At 51.0% G+C, this 17,459-nt stretch carries 16 protein-coding genes; 3 read left to right on the top strand and 13 right to left on the bottom strand.

Features of this window, described 5'->3' with window-relative positions; all coding sequences use genetic code 11:
- Window positions 1–239: 239 nt before the first annotated feature.
- From PBOR_RS13585 to nifH, 7 genes are all read right to left on the bottom strand, one after another.
- Entirely contained in the window at window positions 240–1,256 is a 1,017-nt protein-coding gene (locus tag PBOR_RS13585) for a phosphotransferase enzyme family protein (protein ID WP_245648164.1), read from the bottom strand.
- 293 nt (window positions 1,257–1,549) lie between these two features.
- On the bottom strand, window positions 1,550–2,596 hold the full coding sequence (locus tag PBOR_RS13580; RefSeq protein WP_042212397.1) for an aromatic ring-hydroxylating oxygenase subunit alpha: 1,047 nt from the start codon (window positions 2,594–2,596) through the stop codon (window positions 1,550–1,552).
- 959 nt (window positions 2,597–3,555) lie between these two features.
- The gene (locus tag PBOR_RS13570; protein WP_042212392.1) at window positions 3,556–3,978 is read right to left on the bottom strand and encodes a hypothetical protein; all 423 of its coding nucleotides are present in this window, start codon (window positions 3,976–3,978) and stop codon (window positions 3,556–3,558) included.
- Between the two features lie 13 nt (window positions 3,979–3,991).
- Window positions 3,992–5,380 carry a Fe-only nitrogenase subunit beta gene (anfK, locus tag PBOR_RS13565; RefSeq protein WP_042212390.1) on the bottom strand — a complete coding sequence of 463 codons (1,389 nt, stop codon included), beginning with the start codon at window positions 5,378–5,380 and terminating at the stop codon, window positions 3,992–3,994.
- A 36-nt stretch (window positions 5,381–5,416) separates the two neighbouring features.
- Window positions 5,417–5,767, bottom strand: a complete 351-nt coding sequence (anfG, locus tag PBOR_RS13560; RefSeq protein ID WP_042212388.1) for a Fe-only nitrogenase subunit delta — start codon at window positions 5,765–5,767, stop codon at window positions 5,417–5,419.
- Window positions 5,768–5,786: 19 nt separating this feature from the next.
- On the bottom strand, window positions 5,787–7,346 hold the full coding sequence (gene anfD, locus PBOR_RS13555; protein ID WP_042212386.1) for a nitrogenase iron-iron protein, alpha chain: 1,560 nt from the start codon (window positions 7,344–7,346) through the stop codon (window positions 5,787–5,789).
- Between the two features lie 13 nt (window positions 7,347–7,359).
- The gene (gene nifH / locus PBOR_RS13550) at window positions 7,360–8,187 is read right to left on the bottom strand and encodes a nitrogenase iron protein (RefSeq protein ID WP_042212384.1); all 828 of its coding nucleotides are present in this window, start codon (window positions 8,185–8,187) and stop codon (window positions 7,360–7,362) included.
- Between the two features lie 443 nt (window positions 8,188–8,630).
- Here nifH and PBOR_RS13545 point away from each other — a divergent pair, with 443 nt between their 5' ends.
- Window positions 8,631–8,867 (top strand): ferredoxin, encoded by a 237-nt coding sequence (locus tag PBOR_RS13545; RefSeq protein ID WP_042212382.1) that lies wholly within the window; start codon window positions 8,631–8,633, stop codon window positions 8,865–8,867.
- 80 nt (window positions 8,868–8,947) lie between these two features.
- Here the strand turns inward: PBOR_RS13545 and PBOR_RS13540 are convergent, their stop codons facing one another.
- Genes PBOR_RS13540 through nifB form a run of 5 tightly spaced genes read right to left on the bottom strand, consistent with a single transcriptional unit; the run spans window position 8,948 to window position 13,586 of the window.
- Window positions 8,948–9,214: a hypothetical protein gene (locus PBOR_RS13540; protein ID WP_042212380.1), complete on the bottom strand. Its 267-nt coding sequence runs from the start codon at window positions 9,212–9,214 to the stop codon at window positions 8,948–8,950.
- A 3-nt stretch (window positions 9,215–9,217) separates the two neighbouring features.
- Complete coding sequence (locus PBOR_RS13535; RefSeq protein ID WP_042212378.1) at window positions 9,218–9,598, bottom strand: NifB/NifX family molybdenum-iron cluster-binding protein; 381 nt, start codon at window positions 9,596–9,598, stop codon at window positions 9,218–9,220.
- Window positions 9,598–10,914 (bottom strand): nitrogenase iron-molybdenum cofactor biosynthesis protein NifN, encoded by a 1,317-nt coding sequence (nifN, locus tag PBOR_RS13530; protein WP_042212376.1) that lies wholly within the window; start codon window positions 10,912–10,914, stop codon window positions 9,598–9,600. Before nifN ends, PBOR_RS13535 begins: the two co-directional genes overlap by 1 nt.
- Window positions 10,901–12,268, bottom strand: coding sequence for a nitrogenase component 1 (locus tag PBOR_RS13525; RefSeq protein WP_052429468.1), 1,368 nt, complete (start codon window positions 12,266–12,268; stop codon window positions 10,901–10,903). The genes nifN and PBOR_RS13525 overlap by 14 nt, the downstream gene beginning before the upstream one ends.
- A gap of 34 nt (window positions 12,269–12,302) precedes the next feature.
- On the bottom strand, window positions 12,303–13,586 hold the full coding sequence (nifB, locus tag PBOR_RS13520) for a nitrogenase cofactor biosynthesis protein NifB (protein WP_042212373.1): 1,284 nt from the start codon (window positions 13,584–13,586) through the stop codon (window positions 12,303–12,305).
- Between the two features lie 516 nt (window positions 13,587–14,102).
- On the opposite strand from nifB, the gene PBOR_RS13515 reads away from it, so the two are divergent.
- The gene (locus tag PBOR_RS13515) at window positions 14,103–14,645 is read left to right on the top strand and encodes an NADPH-dependent FMN reductase (protein WP_039308902.1); all 543 of its coding nucleotides are present in this window, start codon (window positions 14,103–14,105) and stop codon (window positions 14,643–14,645) included.
- 402 nt (window positions 14,646–15,047) lie between these two features.
- On the opposite strand, the gene PBOR_RS13510 is transcribed toward PBOR_RS13515, so the two are convergent.
- On the bottom strand, window positions 15,048–16,112 hold the full coding sequence (locus PBOR_RS13510) for a helix-turn-helix transcriptional regulator (protein ID WP_052429467.1): 1,065 nt from the start codon (window positions 16,110–16,112) through the stop codon (window positions 15,048–15,050).
- Window positions 16,113–16,240: 128 nt separating this feature from the next.
- Between PBOR_RS13510 and PBOR_RS13505 the strand changes: the two genes are divergently transcribed.
- Window positions 16,241–17,368 (top strand): saccharopine dehydrogenase family protein, encoded by a 1,128-nt coding sequence (locus PBOR_RS13505; protein ID WP_081972035.1) that lies wholly within the window; start codon window positions 16,241–16,243, stop codon window positions 17,366–17,368.
- Window positions 17,369–17,459: the final 91 nt, after the last annotated feature.

Genomic DNA, 17,459 nt, shown 5'->3' with positions numbered 1-17,459 from the left:
AAGCGGTCTCTATCTCCTTATATTTCAGAAAGAATTACATCACGTTTCAATAATATGCACAGCAAGACGTCTTTGCTCCAGCTGTTGCCATATAAGGACTAGCGATTGTTCACTTCCTCACATTTGGTGTAGGCATAAATTGTACTACTGAATTAAAGCACAAATTACTTAGGTTATCAACCTATTTTAATTCCGCCGATAGAAACGGCAATGCCGCCCTCTGAGGGACGGCATCTGTTTCACCCTTCATACTCAAACGGTTCGTCGCACGAGTAAATCTCATCGAAAAATCCGTTATACAGAATATCGTCTTCCAGGCATTTAATGAGAAAAGACAGCCTCTCGTCACATTCCGGTTCCCCGCCGTTATTCCGCATGACCTCAAAGGCATCCACAACACTCTCCATAAGAGTTGCTTGGATAAATAAGGGCAGCTGCTCCAGCACCGCCGATTCAATTCCGGTCTCAGATCTGTACCCTGCGAGAACAGTTGCAAAGTATTCATCCATGAATTCCTTGCGTTTTGCGGAATCAGGCTCAAATTGTATCCAGCCTACTCCATGTGTCCAAAGCGCCGCCAGATCAAACATATACCACCCGAAACAGCAATTGTCGAAATCGTATACGGTGATTTGCCCCGTATCATAATCTATTGAATAATTCCCGTCATTGTAATCGAAATGAAGCATCCCGTAAGTCTCCCGGTTCACTTCCACTTCTCTCAGGGTGTTAAGCAGTTCAATCAGCTTCCCCTTAAGCAAGGTCAGGGATTCAGGAATCAGCTCATCCAGATATGCGGGATTGAATTTGTCAAAAAAACCATACCGGCGATGGACCGGCGTGTACTCTTTCGATAATTGGTGCAGCTTCCCCAGCACTTTACCGCTGTTATAATAATATTCGGTAATGGGTACACCATCCCTGTACCGGTATTGATGCTCCGCCAGCATTGTTCCTGCGGCTTTATCAAACAGGCTGACGAAATAGCTGTGGTTATCGTGAGTAATCTCCTCCAGCAGATTTCCGTTCCGGGAGCTGAGCACATTCGCGACACTGCCTCCATGCTCATACAGGTAGCGGATATACTCCAGTTCACCCAGGAAATCCTCACGGCTACGGTCAGGCAGGAAAGCGAACCGGAGTATTTTGGGGCCGGCGCCTGCTTTTTCACAGGTGTATACCACATTACGTCCTCCCTCATGCGCTTCAATCTGCCCGAACTCGTAGCCGTTTAATCCGTACAATTCTGATACCAAGGGAAGTAAGTGTGCAGTGCTTTTTTGGGCAACCTCAATATAGTTTATAATATCTCCTCCAAATCTAATTTGCGTGGTGATTTCCTGTACGGGAATCCCAACCACCATATTTTACCTAAAGCAACCGCTCAAGCTCCAGGGATAGTATTTATATATTTAAACTATACTGCCATTTATTTCTTCACAAGCACAAACAAAAGCAGCCCCGGTCATCCGCTGACCGTAGGGCTGCTTTCTTATTTTAGCGTACGTATACGCTTATAAACAACCGTCCGAAGGTGCTTCGCCTGGGGTTAAGACGTGTAATTCTTGCCCAGGCCCAAGCTGCTAAGCAGTTGTCTGTAGGCAATCGATGTCCGGTCTGCCGGAATATGGGCTTCCGCCTGCAGATCCAGCGGCAGATCCTCCGGCGTCTGCGACTCGACCATCTCCGCGTCCTCCTGGAACACCTGCAGATTGAACTTGATTGTATCTTCTACAGGGGCACTCTTATCAAAGTTACGCGAGATCGGGCAGAACAGCCGGGTATAGCGGGCGGATACCGGGGAGGCACAGTTTAGGATCTTCAGCCTGCCCTCATCCGGGAAGTAGACCGTCAGCGAAGCGGCGAACGGCGCAAATACGCGGAACTCGCGCAGCCACATGAACCCTTCGGGTGCAGGGTTCTCCTGCCCTTTGCCATAGTTGCTGACCGTACTCCAATATTCAGCCACCAGCTCCGTATCCCCTTCACGCCATACCTTATACTGGGGAACCTCAGTGTTGTTGCGGTCACCGAAGGTTGCCGTATGCACGTAAGCGAAATGCGACACATCCAGGAAGCCTTCCATCTGCCGCCCGGAGGACCCGGCAATATCAAAGCTCGGAATCAGAATATTAATGTAGTCGGGATCATCCCAGGCCGGGAAGGCTGGAATCTGCTCCGGTGCACCGGCAAGGCAGGTCCAGATCAGGCCGTAACGTTCGACAGCGGGATATACAATCAATTTCAATTTGGGTGAGATCTTACTGCTCGGATGCGCCGGCACCGCTGTACACTTTCCTTCACAATTATACCGGAAGCCGTGATACGGGCAGACAATCTCGCCGTTCTCAACCCAGCCCTTGCTTAAGGGGGCTCCGCGGTGGAAGCAGAGATCCCGGGCAATCACCACCTTGCCCTCGCTGCGGTACAATACCAGCTTCATATCCAGCAGCTTCACCGCAAGCGGTTTGTCCTGAACCTCATCCGCCCTCGCCACCGGATACCAGTACTGGGCCAATATACGCCAGTCTTCTGGCGAGAAGGTGCAATCACGCGGGAGCTCCAGTTGTTCCTGCCGTTTCTTTTCCTCAATCATGACCGCTCCACCTCTCAATTCGCTATGAATGCATAAGATGATTTAATTATATGTTAGAATAACTAACTTGTTGTGTATATTTTAAACTGATTTTGTCACTAAAATCAATTGGAAATCTGATTCTTTTGTAATTTCGCCTAAAATACGCATATCAATGTTATGCATCATGACATAAACATAAGAAAAAATCGCCCGGCCGGCGAATTGCACAACTCACGAGGACTCCTATATTGTACCTCCTACTCCCATAACCTCCTTATCCAACCCACTTCAAGCGAAATCAGGGGCACTTTTGCCCCTCACTTCCCCTTAACGCCCACTTCCAGCGGAATCAGGGGCACTTTTGCCCCTCATTTCCCCTCAACGCCCACTTCCATCAGAATCAGGGGCACTTCTGCCCCTCATTTCCCCTCAACGCCCACTTCCATCAGAATCAGGGGCACTTCTGCCCCTCATTTCTCCTCAATGCCCACTTCCTAGCGGAATCAGGGGCATAAATCCCTTCAAATGCGCAGGAAGTGGGTTGGAAGGTGAAATGAGAGGGATAAATCCCTTTGAATGTGCCGAAAGTGGACGAGATGGAAGAATGAGAGGGATAAATCCCTTTAAATGCGCCGAAAGTGGGCTGGAAGGTGAAATGAGAGGGATGCCAGCTCCACTTTTCGGGCGGAATAAAGGCGTTGGTGTCCGTAAGATCGGGACTCAGGTGCTTTCCGCAGACTTAACGTCTCTGCTGTCCGTAACGATAAGCTATTTATTTGTTAAACCGTTCTGTGACGTCTACTTTCTTGACAGAGGGGCACTTCTTCCCCTCACTTCCCCTCAACGCCCGCTTCGTGGGATAAATGCATACATCGGTTAATTTCCTAATCAATAAAAAAACAGCCCTCCGGAGAGCGGAAGGCTGCGCAAGCTTCTTTTTAAGTTAAATACCGGATTACGTAAGACAATCAGTGATTTCACATCGCAGCAGCAGTTCTGAGAGCAGCAATCTTCACCTGATCAAACAACTGGACCACCTTTTTGCACATGGACAGCACTCTTGCAGAGTCTTCCGGCTTCGGGGTTCCATGGAAATAATCATCCAACGAACAGATGCCGAAGATGAAATCGAGCGAGCGGATCTCCTTGTTCAGCTCCTTCGGAACCTCAACAACACTCTCCACGGCATTCATCAGGCAGATATAATTGTGATTCAAGGGCATTATACCGTACAAATGACATAAGGCCACCAGGTAACGCTCAAGGGCGACAGAGCCAACGTTGAATACCAGACTTAGCCGCTGTTTCTCACGCAAGAACTGTTCCGCTCTGCGGTGATACCCGAGTGCATCCCGATAATTCTCCTCGAATGCTTCCATATCCGGTTCTATCATCAACATCACTGAATCCCTCCTACCATACGCTCAGAATCCACTCTTTGTTCCGTTTGTACTCCATATCCGTGAATAGGGTATTGGCGATTTCTTCCGCCAGCCGGATTGCCCCCGCATAGCCTACCGTCGGATGGCGGTACAAGCCTGCACGGTCATAGGTCGGGAACCCTACGCGCACCATGGGAATATTATTGTCGATGGCGGTGAACCGGCCTTTGGAGTGGCCAAGAATGAGGTCCAGCTCCACTGTCTTGTTCTTGATCCGGTTCTCCAGCTCCATCAGATCCGCGTTTAACACAATCTCCATATCGAATTCGACATTATCCTGCAGCGCTTTGATCCGCGGATCATTCTTATAGGTCGTGTTATCATCACCGAGCAGCAGAAGTACAGGCTTCATCTCCAGATCAATGCAGAATTCGGCAAGTCCGATGACCAGATCGGGATGCCCGTAGATCGCCACCTTCTTGTCGGCAAGGAACATATGCACCAGGTCGGCCAGTGCGTCGATGGCAATCCCCCGCTCGCTGACAAGCGATTCGGGAATCGGCTTGCCGGTAAGCTTTTTGACATTCTGCAGGAAGGTGTCCGTGTTGCGTATGCCAATTGGTGTAGGTCCGATCACGGAAGGGATATCAAATTCATTCTCCAGATATTTCGCTGCTCTGCCGCCTTCATATTTGTTAAGGGCAATCGTACCCAGGGCATTAGCCGTTCCGGTCAAATCCTCAATCGTTGTATTGCCGTGGGATTCCCCGCTTTTGTCAGGCAGAATCGGTGAATCGAAGCTTTCAATTTCAAACAGCACCGTAGCCTCCACCTGCATTTCGGCCAGCAGATGCTTAAGTGCCGTGACATCTCCGGGATTCACCCAGCCCGTAATCAGATTAAGCTTCCCGCTCGGCTGGTCCCTGAGGGCAAAATGCTTCACAAAGGCTTCAACAGCCACATCATAGCCGCTGACCTGGCTGCCCACGAAGCTCGGCGTATGCACAGGAATCAGATGCACCTCGCGGCCGGCAAACTTCTCTTTGAGGAGTCCGTTATTGAGCTTCAGAATGACGCCATCTACATCATCACCGATAACTTCCGTGGAACAGGTAGTGATAATCGGCACAACTTTCACATCCGGATAACGCATCAGCAGCACATCCACCGCCTGCTCTACACGGTTCAAAGCGCCGAATACAGCTCCATCCTCATGTACAGAAGAAGAGGCCAGCAGGAAGTTATCCTTGAAATGCTGTGAGAACAACAGCCGGACGAACATCACACAGCCCTGTCCGCCGTGAACAATTCCGATACAATCCTTAATTCCGATACTGGCATACTGCGCACCCGCAGGCTGGCAGGTGAAGATCGGATTAATCACACCGCCGCGCTCTTTTTGCACAATTTCACAAGTCATACGAATTCCCCCTCCGATTCTTGCCATATGAGCGTATTAATATTGCTGGACGGTAAGCTCCTTATTCAGTGAGCCTGTGATGGTTATATAATCGATACGCTCTTTGAGCGCCAGCATCAGCAGCTTAATTTCCGCATTGCTCATTGTAGACAGCCACAGGAAACGGCGCTTATATTCTTCCGCCAGCACTACAGCATCGACCCAGTAGCAGCGGTCTGCCAGTGTTTCCTTAGCTACGGGCTCATCACACAGAATCTGTGTCGTTTTGGATAATACCCCTTCATTCTGCTTCTCCCTGTCCCAGGTCCGGGAATGGAACTGCCACAGGCAATGCTTCAATATATAATTCTCCAGCTGCGCAACCCTGTCTTTCATCAGATCTTCCATAGGCTCTCCTCCCTTAAACTCAAACACCGGCTAACTGATTCTGCAGATACGGATAGGTTCTCTCACGCAATTTGGAGACTGAGTCGTAACCGCCGGTATACTGCCTCAAGCTCGCGGAGGTTCTGATCTCTTCGCTCAGATTGACGTCGGACAGCATTCTTTGTGTGGCGAACCCGCGGCTGACCGGAATCTCGTCCTTGCTGATATCCAGTGCAGACAGCTGATGAATCGGCGAATAGATCGCATTGTAGATATCACGGGCGAATCTGACCCAGCCTTCATAGCCTTTATAGGGCCCATTATGATAGGCATGCGCATTCAGATAAGGAACGCGCACCTTCTTGGCAACCTCTCCCGGACGTTTACCGGTCAGGATGATATCCGGCTTCAGCATCTCCATCGCTTCAAGACCTTCAAGCTCATTCGGGTCATCAATGGCCAGCGCGCCGGTATCACAACGGGCAATCCCTTTCTCCATATCTCCCTGGTGGCCGAACTTCGTATACATGGACACAACCTCAAGCCCCATCTCTTCATGAATGACGTTGGCCCAGTGCCATAGCTTGGAGCCTCCCGGCCAGAGACATACCCGCTTGCCTTGGAGGCGCTCCTTATACCAGTCCAGCTCCGGCTTCCATCTGGCCGTTTCTTCATCAATAATCGCCTGCGCCCGGTCTTCAATTCCGAAGAACAGCCCAACCTTGCGGAGGGATGCAGAAAGCGGCTCGAAGCCGAAGCCATCGATATCCAGGCGGGGGATACCGTATCTCACCCGCAGCTCGTTGCAGATATACTCTGCAGAACGGGCACATTCCAGCACATTGAGATGCGCGCCGTGCATCGCTCTCAGATCATCGTAAGAACCGTTGCCGGTGAAGGTCGACAGCACCTGTATGCCCATGCTTTTGAAATAATCGACCATAACCTCCTGATCCCCCTGAATGTTATACTCACCGACATAGTTGATGACATAATCGCTGGTGATGACTGGTTCCACCGTCCCGACCTTCTGCTTAATCCAGGCAATATTAATGATATGGTGTCCGCCCGATTGGCTCGGTCCCTGGAAGCCCGGTGAGTTGCAGACGAAGATGTCCACGTCCGGCATTTCATCCATTACCTCCTGGGCTACTGCACCGATATCATCGCCAATGAGGGCCGTAGCACAGGTCGAGTAGATCGTCATGCGCTTGATTTCCGGGAACTGCTTGAACGCCTCTATAATGTTCTTCTTGAGGAGACCTTCGGCTCCGAATACAATATGCTTCTCCTTCACATCCGTAGCAAACGTATTCTTGATCTGAAAATTATCATTATCGCTAATATAGCGCTTGGTCTGCCAAGTGTCATACGTGCAGCCGACCGGCCCGTGGCTTAAGTGGATGACATCCTTCATCGGGGTGCCGATCACATGCTTGGCGCCGCAGTAGGCGCAGCCCCTTTCAGAAATGGTCCCCGGAATGGTATTGAGATAGCCTTCGGGCAGCGCGGAAGTCAAGTCTTCGCCCGGCCCTTTGATCACGGCGTGCTGTGTACGCTCAGGAATACACTCGCTGCACTTGAATGTGTGATGCGGCATGGCTTATTCCTCCTTAATCTCCGATTCCGTATTTGACAACCATCGCTTCCAGTTCATCCATGCTCAGCGGCTTGGGGATCACGAAGCTCTCATTCTCAAGAATCTTCCGCCCAAGCTCGCCGTATTCGCGGGCCTGATTGCTCTCAGCGTCGAATTCGACCACGGTCTTCTTGTTAAATTCAGCCTTCTGGACAATATTGTCGCGGGGAACAAAATGAATCATCTGTGTGCCGATGGAAGCGGTGAATTCCTCCAGGAATTCTCTTTCCCGGTCTACGTTGCGGCTGTTGCAGATGACCCCTCCGAGCCGCACACCGCTCTGCTTGGCATACTTCACTAACCCCTTACAGATGTTGTTCGCTGCGTAGATTGCCATCATCTCGCCCGAGGCCACAATGTACACCTCCTGGGCCTTGCCGTCACGGATCGGCATCGCGAAGCCGCCGCACACTACGTCACCCAGAACATCGAAGAACACAAAATCCAGATCCTCCGTGTAGGCCCCGTTGTTCTCCATCAGGTCAATTGCCGTAATTACCCCGCGGCCCGCACAGCCGACACCCGGCTCAGGACCACCCGATTCCACACAGCGGATCCCCAGATATCCGTCCTTCACAACCTTCTCGGTGGTGATGTTCTCTGCACCGTCATCGCGGAGCATATCCATCAGCGTCTTCTGATTCATCCCTCCCAGAATCATCCGGGTGGAGTCAGCCTTCGGGTCGCAGCCGTGGATGAATATTTTCTTGTCATGGAAGTAAGCCAGCGCCGCCGCTGTATTCTGCTGTGTAGTCGACTTCCCGATTCCACCCTTACCGTAGATTGCAATTTTTCTAGTCATTTCTCCACACTCCCTTTGATTTGATTATTTCTGATAATGGCTCTGGAATTGACTAGATCATAACAAAACTGAACATACTGTCAACGGCATCCCCGAACGCCATATCCGCATCCCCACGCGAATGTCCGTTATTTCACGTTTGAAAGCGCTATTCCACATATTCAGGAATGAATAGCAGGCATAAAATCCGAACTTAATCACAATTCATTTTCTTGAGAACGCTATCATTCGAGCTATGAAACCGCAACCACAGCTCCCATGTCATCATTAATAACACACAAGATGAACCTACTGTTAAACCATCTGTTTCCCGGTTGTTTCAATCCATATAAGGGATGTAAAATGACATTAACGGAAGCCAAACCCCACAACAAAGTGAGCTATATTGACTCCGAATATACCAAAAGTGCCTGCCAATTACATTCTAAGGAGAGATGGAAGCTATGAGTCAGTTTGCCAGCGTTAATCAGGAGGCCTGCATTGCCTGCGGTGCCTGCAATTCCGCAGCCCCGGACATCTTCGATCTGGATTACAACGGAATTGCCGGAGTGATCTATGAAGGGGACCGGAACCGGGGAATCACAGCCATTGAACCGGAGCTCCAGGAAGATCTTCAGGAGGCCTTTACCAGTTGCCCTACGCACTGCATCCGGCTGGCTGTAGTTCCTTTTGCTTCTTAGAACCGGAGGTTATCAGACACAAATACAGCAGCGCTTCTCCAGGAATGGAGATTCGCTGCTGTATTTGTGTTCCATGTCTTTCAGGATTTATAGGCATTCCATTTCACCGCATACTCCATATCTCCCCAGGCTTTGGCCAGACAATCCCGGATCAGGGAGTATTCAGGCACCGACTCGTCAGGAGCCGCATCCAGCAGCCCAAATGTACGGCTATTCAGCAGATTCCCCTGCGCCAGATACTTTCTGAAGAGCAGTGCAAAGGCGATCCGCTGTTTCGCCAGCAGCACCGGATCATACTGCACGTTATAGGCTTGCAGCAGGGATTCAGTACCCGCGGCTTCAGACATCGGTTAATCCTCCTCCTTCCGGCGTTTCATGGCCTTGACCAGCCATAGCGGCGGACGGTTACGCAGCATCTGCCGGAGCTGATCCAGCTGGGGGATAATTTCACTGCCTTGCTCCGATTGAAGCAGAATAATCCCTGCCTGCAGTACCTTTTTGGTGGCATCTCCGCCAATTTTGGTCACGAATAGCACTGTGCAATCGCTAATCAGATCCACCCTTTGCTGGAACTTGTCGCATTCTTCAGTCTCTTCCTGCACCGCAGGAAGCGTTCTGGATTCCAGCTGCCGGTAACCCTTCTCCCCAAATTCAAAAATAGCAAACGAGTTGCATTGGCCAAAGTGACTGTCTAGTGCTCTGCCTTCATTAGACGCAAACGCCAGTTTCATCAGGATATCCTCCCTTTGCTGTTCAGTGTATTAGCCAAATCATTAAGCAGCTCAGCCGTCCCCCTGTATCCTGCTGTCGTCCTCGCAGCTGCCCCAAAACGGTTGAATACCGGGAACCCAAGCGGGATATACGGTATATTATTGTTGCGGGCGGTCTGCTGCCCGTATGAATTACTGATCCACAGATCCGCTCCGGCAGCTGCAATTCGCTCCAAATCATCGAGGTCCCCGAGGAGCGGCACTTCCGGAAGCGCGTCAACCGATGGGGAGGGTGCTGAAATTACAGAACGGAAGGAACGGATTCCAAGTTCAGATAGACATTGATATAAGGCAACCAGATGATCCGGCTCCAGCGCAGCAGCGATTCGCCGCCCTCTGAAGACAGACCGGGTATCCAGCATGCAATCGAGCAGAAACTGCCGCTGCCAGCGGTACTTATTCTCACCCTCACTCTGGCTGAACTGGCGCAGAAACAGGAAGAATTCATCACTCTCCCGCAATCCCGTGACACCGTTAAATACAAGATAAGGAATCTGCAGTCCCTCGTGCAGCAGCCTGGCACACGGCTCCATCGATTTACCGAGGGCAACCGTGTACGCCGATGCCAGCATCTCCCGCATATAATCAAGCGGAACACCGCCTCTGGAGAGCGCTGTATGTCCGGTCATCAAATGTCCTGTAAGCGAAGAGGATAAATCCGGCAGCACAATCACTTCCAGATCGAAGGAAGCGATAATCTCCTTCAGCTCCATCACATCTCCAGGCGTCATATGGGCGCCGGGCAGCAGATTAATCCGGTTGCGCTTTTTCTTCCGAACCGTCTTCCTGCCGCTTTGCATGATTTTTTGAATTACAGAAAATACGGTTTTGGCATATCCCGACTCCATAGAGCCCTCATAATCAGGCAGATACAAACCAAACATCAGCTTGTCTTTGAACATCTCCTTGTTGTGTCTGAAATAGTCGTCGGCAATGCCCAGCAAATCCTCACCCACAACCTTTGTAAGCGAGGTGCCGACAAGTGCAATTACATCCGGATTATGTCTGGACATGACATGCCGGATCATTTCGCGAATCCCTTCTCCCCCGCCAAAAATCAGATTCTGCTCATGAATGGCAATATTCTGAATCGATATCGGTTCACGGAAATGGCGTGATAATACAGTTTGGACAGATTCTGCACAGCCCTGGGCTCCATGCAGAACAGGAATTGAACGGAAAATGCCTTGCAGTGCAAGAACGCCGCCAATCGCCTGGCTGGTCTGAAAGGGATTAATAGACAAGGGCTTGGCTGTGCTCCGCTCAGGCCTGGCCATAGCTGTCCACCTCCCACGGGGAGCACCGGAAGATCAAATTCCAGACCGGCTGCTCCAGCGTATCCAGCAAATCCCGGGCAAGCCGTCTGACACCCTCATAGCCCGCATATCCCCCGTGCTGCTGCTCATCCAGATTAAGAAATGGGATTCGCTCCTTGAGCGGAACAAAAGCGTTCCGTCCGCTGACAATCATCAGCTCTGCCTTGCGGTCCCGGTACAGCTGCAGCATCTTCGCTTCATCACTCTGCACCACGAGAATGGTCTCCTCTTGGAGCCTTTCTTTGATCCGCGATATATCCTCCTGCGCGTTCTGGTTCGTGCCGATGGCTGCGATTCGGAGGCCCAGCTCACTCAGTACGGAAATATAGCTCCAGCTTTCGCTGCCATCGGTGAAGAGTACAACCTTTCTGCCTTTAAGTGATTTATAAGTATGCAGAATATCCTTATGCAGGCGCTCCTCCTCCTTGCGCATATAGCGGTGGAGCTGCTTATCGAACCGCTCATCCTGAAAATGAAAAGAAAGCTGCCGGAGAGAAAAGCGGATCTCACGGGAGCCGCAGAAGGAGCCTTCGAAATAGGGAATATCGAACGAGTCACGCATCTTCCGGGCGAGTGTAACCATTGAGCGGCTGCACACAAGCATGTTGAGCTTGGCCTGATGTGCACTGCGCAGCTCAGCAAAGGTACATTCACCGGCAATCCGCGAGATCACCCGGATGCCTATTTTGGATAACATCGCCTCAATGTCTTGCCCTTCACTTGCAAAGCGGTAATCACCGATAAGATTGATATCAAAAGGAGTGAGTCTGCCGGGGTCTGCATCCGAGGTTCCGATGACTTTGTCGAACAGGGCTTCGCCTGCCTGGCGGCTGCCCATGTTTCCGTTGCCCGTAAAACCCGGATAATGCAGCGGAATGACCGGAACGTTCCACTGTTTCTCAGCCTTGTCACAGATCGAAGCTAAATCTTCAGCAGTGAGAAACGTGATACAGGTGGCATAAACAAAGATACACGGAGGATGATAATGTTCGATGATATAATTTATGGCTTCGAGCAGTTTTTTGCGGCCGCCCAGAATGATATCCATTTCCGTAAGCCCCATAGAGAACCCGGATTTGGATAAAGGTCCCCCCTGTAATCCATTCTCCAGCATAGCCCAGCTGTTCTGAAGACAACCAGGAGTGCCATGTACAAGATGTGCCGCATCGGATACAGGCAGCAGAACCGCCTGAGATCCCTGAAAGGCGCAGCTTCGGGCCAGCTCACCGGGAAGAGGTTTGGCACAGCCTTTTTTCGCCTGGCCATTATGCTCACAATCCGGCTCAACGAACAAGTTCGGAACACCTCTGGGCATTACATCCCCCTCCTTCTCCTATTGTCCATCTCTTCTATTGAAAATACTGCAGATATCTCGTACTCTCCAGCAGCTGCTCGTTAATATCCCCTTTGCGGACTAAGGGAATAACTCCTGACTGCCGCAGCTCCCGTGCGGGAGCTTCTCCGATACCCGAGCATAACAGCAGACTGCAATCCTTAAGCATCTCTACCGCTTCTGATAACGGCGGGCCGCATTCCCGCGTCCCATTGCAATAAGCCTGGACTTTGCGCACACCGGCAAGCCGGACCTTCCCCCGCAGCACATCATATATCATGAATTCTTTGGCATGTCCAAAATGCTGGTTAATGACATTCGACCCTCTCGTCGCTACTGCCACTCTTACCGCACCGCTCCGCTGCTCTTGAATCTGTATTTGCGCAGCAGCAGCCGTCTGCTTCATGCCGGCTGCCAATTGATTCCTGATATCTCTCCGTTGATCAGCAGTATAGCTGCCTTGCGCCTGTAACACTTCCGGAGTCTGGCTGAGATCCGAGCCGATTAATCCGACCGCATCCGCTCTGCACTGCCGGCAATGGCGCATCACCGGCATAATTGCGGAGGAAGCCTTCTGCACCCTGTCCGTCTCTTCCAGTGTAGGCGTTCTGAAATCCAGCTTAGAATAATGGCTGCCGGGAGATAGAATCAGCGGCATAATATTATGCGAGAAGGCGCCAAGCCTGTGAACTGTACCAGCCACCTCCTTGAGATGCTCCCCGTTCACCTCCGGGATATGAACCGAATTGATTTTGCATAGGATCCCCCGCGCTGTTAACAGGGCGATCCCTTCCAGCTGTTGCCGGATCAGCAGCGCTGCTGCCTCTTCTCCCCGATAAGTAATCCCTTTATATCTGACATGCGCATAGATCCGGCTCCCGATCACGGGATCAATAGCGTTCATAGTAACCGTGACATGGCGTATCCCCAGCTTCTGAATGATATCGATGAAATCGGGCAGCATAAGACCGTTCGTGCTCAGACACAAATGCAATTCAGGGTATGCATCTGCCAGCAGACGAAAGGTCCTGAAGGTAGCTTCCGGATTGGCGAGAGGATCACCGGGTCCGGCGATACCAACTACAGATAAATTAGGCATGCCTGTGAGGATGTGTGACACTTCGCCGTAAGCTTCATCCGGCGACAGCAGTCTGCTGACCACTCCGGGACGGCTTTCATTCACACAATCAAATTTGGGATTACAATAATGGCATTGGATATTACATCTTGGCGCAACCGGAGCATGCATTCTGGCAAAATAGTGATGTGCCTCTTCACTGTAGCAGGGATGATTCTGCAAAGCCTCTCCATTTCCACTCCTCCATCTCCATTATTTTTATATCTAATTATATTTAAATATAACTAAATAATAAATAAATCCGTTTACTTAATATTCTAATTTTATTTAATTATATTACTTTTATTCTAATTATAGTTCAATCCCAAATGACCCACTCAGGTATATTGTCATGAAATATGTTATGTTCCATGACTAATATATAACGCGAAGCGTTTTCACAACCTGTTTGCACTTGTTTTCCTTAGCTCCGGACGGATAAGAATCTATCGAAGCATGGACATATTTCTGTCTTCAGACCCATATTCTTCTCATAAATGCAGCCAGGAAGATGTCACTTCTGTGAACGGCTGATCATCTTGGCCCGGCCGCGGCCTCTATTAAGCGATCTATTATTCTTGGAAGTATAGGATAATAAATAGTTTCTAAAATTCACTTGCTTTATTAAAGTTATAAGCTATAATAAAAACATAAGAGCCACTTCAAAAAACTTACAACCAAATTCGAGGAGGAATTACAATGACAACATTAAACATCGGAATTATTCTGGGAAGTACCCGCCAAGGCCGCGTTAGCCCGCAGGTCGGTGAATGGGTGAAAGGTATTGCTGACGCACGCGGAGATGCCAATTATGAAATCGTGGATATTGCCGACTTCAAGCTGCCGCTCCTGGGCGAAACTGACAGCTATGCGGAAGCTCAAGCGTGGGCAGCCAAGCTGGCAACACTGGACGGCTTCGTATTTATTGTACAGGAATATAATCACAGTCTTACCGGAGCACTTAAGAATGCCCTGGACTCCGCCCGTGAAGAATGGAACAACAAAGCAGCAGGTATCGTAAGTTACGGTTCGGCGGGAGGCGTCCGCGCCGCTGAACATTTACGCGGAATTCTCGGCGAGCTGTCTGTAGCGGATGTTCGTGTACACCCGCTGCTCTCGCTGTTCACTGACTTCGAGAACGGCTCCGTCTTCAAACCGGCTGATCTGCATATCGCCAACGTTAACGCCATGCTCGATCAGGTTCTGGCCTGGAGCGGTGCACTTAAGACATTACGCCAGTAATGTCGGGTACCCGCAGCGCAGCATTATCACAATAAAAGGGGTCCCGACAGCCAGATGGCTGTTGGGACCCCTTTTGATTTTGAGTAAAATAAACGCAGGTAGCTGAGTCGATGCTGCTGCGTGAACAGACCAGCACTGAAGGCAAAAATGTTGTACGTTTTACAACTCGGACCCACAGATATCAGAGTGTTCGGGCAGATTGTTGTATGAAATGCAAGAATTCTCCCGCTAATCCGCATGGAGGAGGAAAATTGCTGCAGTTTGTACAACAATATTGGATTTAGGCCGATACAATGAGGAAAATGCTGCAGTTTATACAACATTTCTGAATTTAGGCCCATGTGCCGGTATGATGAGGAAACTGTTGTATTATGGGCAGGACTACCAGACACCCTCTTCCCCTTAACGTGACAGCAGCCTGCTGATCAGCTCGCGGCGGCTGAACACGCCTGCTTTGGCAAAGATGGATTTCAGGTGGTCCTGAACGGTATAAGCAGAGATATGAAGCGACTCCGCCAGCTCCTTAGTGGATAACCCCAGTAACAGCATCTCTGCAAGCTGCTTCTCCCGTGCTGTTAAGGCAAAGGCCTCGGCCAGCAGGCGAAATACATCGGAAGATCTGGCATTAACAAAAGAAACAGCCAGCACGCCTTCCTCAGGGCCGTCCAGCCTGCTGGCTGTAACTGTCAGATAAGCCCCCTCCCCGGTTTGGAGGCATATTTTAGCGTTCGAAGGGGCAGCTTCGGAAGCACTCTCCTCTGCTACAACCCGCAGGCACACGGCCCGGACCGGCCCCGGCAGCACTCCCGCATCCAGACGTTCCCCCTTCCGCATCTGCTCAAGCCAATAATTCGCCGCTTTATTCGCACTCAGCGCAATCAGCCGCTCATTCAGCACCATAATTCCGTTATCCGCCGGCCCTTCACTGTCCGTATCCTTGCCGGGCAGCGATGTGGCGTAACTGCGCAGCCCGGCAGCAATCAGCGGTGCAGCGGAAGCGATCCAGGCGCATTCCTGCGCTTGAAACGGAGGGCTATCCAGCGGGCGGAACAGAGTCAGGAATCCCCAGCAGGCCCCGCCCGCCATAAGAGCAGCCCGCAGCTCATCACCGAATCCTGCGGGCTGCAGGACCTTGCGGTAACGCTCACTCTTCTCCAGGCTTCCGCCCGTAACTCCGCTTAAGCAGGCTACCGGAAGCTCCGCCTTGGCCAAATGCTCATACTTCATATAATCCTCATGCAGATATTCATATTCAAACAGCGCAGCGTGCACAGCTGCGAGCCCCTGTTCCGTGACCGCCCCGGTGGTTAAAAGCGTATGCGGATCTACTGTCGTGCAGCAGGCCGCAGCAAACGGAATAACGGAACGGAGCTTCGCAATAACCGCTTCCCTGTATTGCTGTGAATCCATAGCTCCCCCGCCCCGGGCGGGGTCCAGCTGCTGTATGCTCTTCATCGCCTCGTTCATCTTGATGTCCTCTCTAAATCCCACATATGTGGGATGGTCTCCCGTCCATAATATCCGGATAATGAAACATAATTCTTATTATATCGCAGGTAAGCTTACATTCAATATTCAAGGACGGAGAAGATACAATGAAAACAGATATTATAGTCATCGGCGGTTATGGTCATGTCGGGTCACAAATTTGCCGGCTTCTCGGCGGGAGACATCCCGGGAAGGTCTATGCGGCGGGAAGAAATCTGAAACGTGCCGAAGAGTTCTCCCGCAGCACCGGCGGGTACGTGAAGCCGCTGCATCTGACGGCAGAAGAGCCGCTGGACCGGAAGCTGCTTGAACGGGTGAAGCTGGTTGTAATGTGCCTGGACCAGCAGGATACGCGGCTGGCAGAGGCTTGCTTACAGAGCGGCACGCATTATGTAGATGTCTCGGCAAGCGGGGATTTCCTTACCAGGCTGCACAAACTGGACGCCGTGAAGAATAACCTTCAGGCATCAGCTCTGCTGAGTGTCGGCCTGGCTCCAGGGCTGACCAACCTGCTAGCGGCACAGGCCATGCAGGAATTGGAGCAAACGGATTCCATCGATATCTCCATAATGTTGGGGCTGGGCGACAGTCATGGACAAGCCGCACTGGAGTGGACAGTGGACAATCTGGGTGCATCCTTTGAGATTACTGAGCATGGCAAAGCGCGTACAGCTTCAAGCTTCACCGAAAGCAAGTCCACTGATTTCGGCTTTGACCTGCGGACCCGGACAGCCTACCGCTTTCCCTTTTCGGATCAGCAGACTCTGCCTGAAACTTTGGGCGTTCCATCCGTCTCCACCCGGCTCTGCTTCGATTCCCGCATATCCACCTCCGCTGTTGCCGTGCTGCGCAGATTAGGTCTGCCCGCACTGCTGCGGAACAGGACCTTCCGTAACTTCGCTGTCCGGGCTTTCGGCAAATTCCGGTTCGGCTCGGCACGATACGCAGTTAAAGTGGATGCCTACGGGTTGAAGAACGACAAGCCCGTGCGGATTGAATATGGAATTGAGGGTGTACATGAAGCAGATATTACCGCAATAACTGCCGCAGGTGTAATCCTTAACCTCTATGAATCCACACCTTCGCCAGGCGTCTATCATATTGAGCAGTTATTCACTCTGCAGCCGGACGGGAACCATCTGTCGCTGGTATCCGCAGAGAAGGCCGGAACCGGCTATAGTATGGCCTACCCTCTGAACGGCGTCACTTTTTGGAGGCGGAGTACTGTCCGATAGACTTTCTTTTTGCAAATGAGTAAACGATTCGCTACAATAAAATTTATCATTCCCTTGCCCGCCAAACATCTTAAATTTGCAATTCTGGCGT

The organism is Paenibacillus borealis, assembly GCF_000758665.1.
Classification (GTDB): Bacteria; Bacillota; Bacilli; order Paenibacillales; family Paenibacillaceae; genus Paenibacillus_AQ; species Paenibacillus_AQ borealis.
The sequence above is the reverse complement of the archived record's forward strand: the minus strand, read 5'-3'. Positions and strand labels throughout refer to the sequence as shown.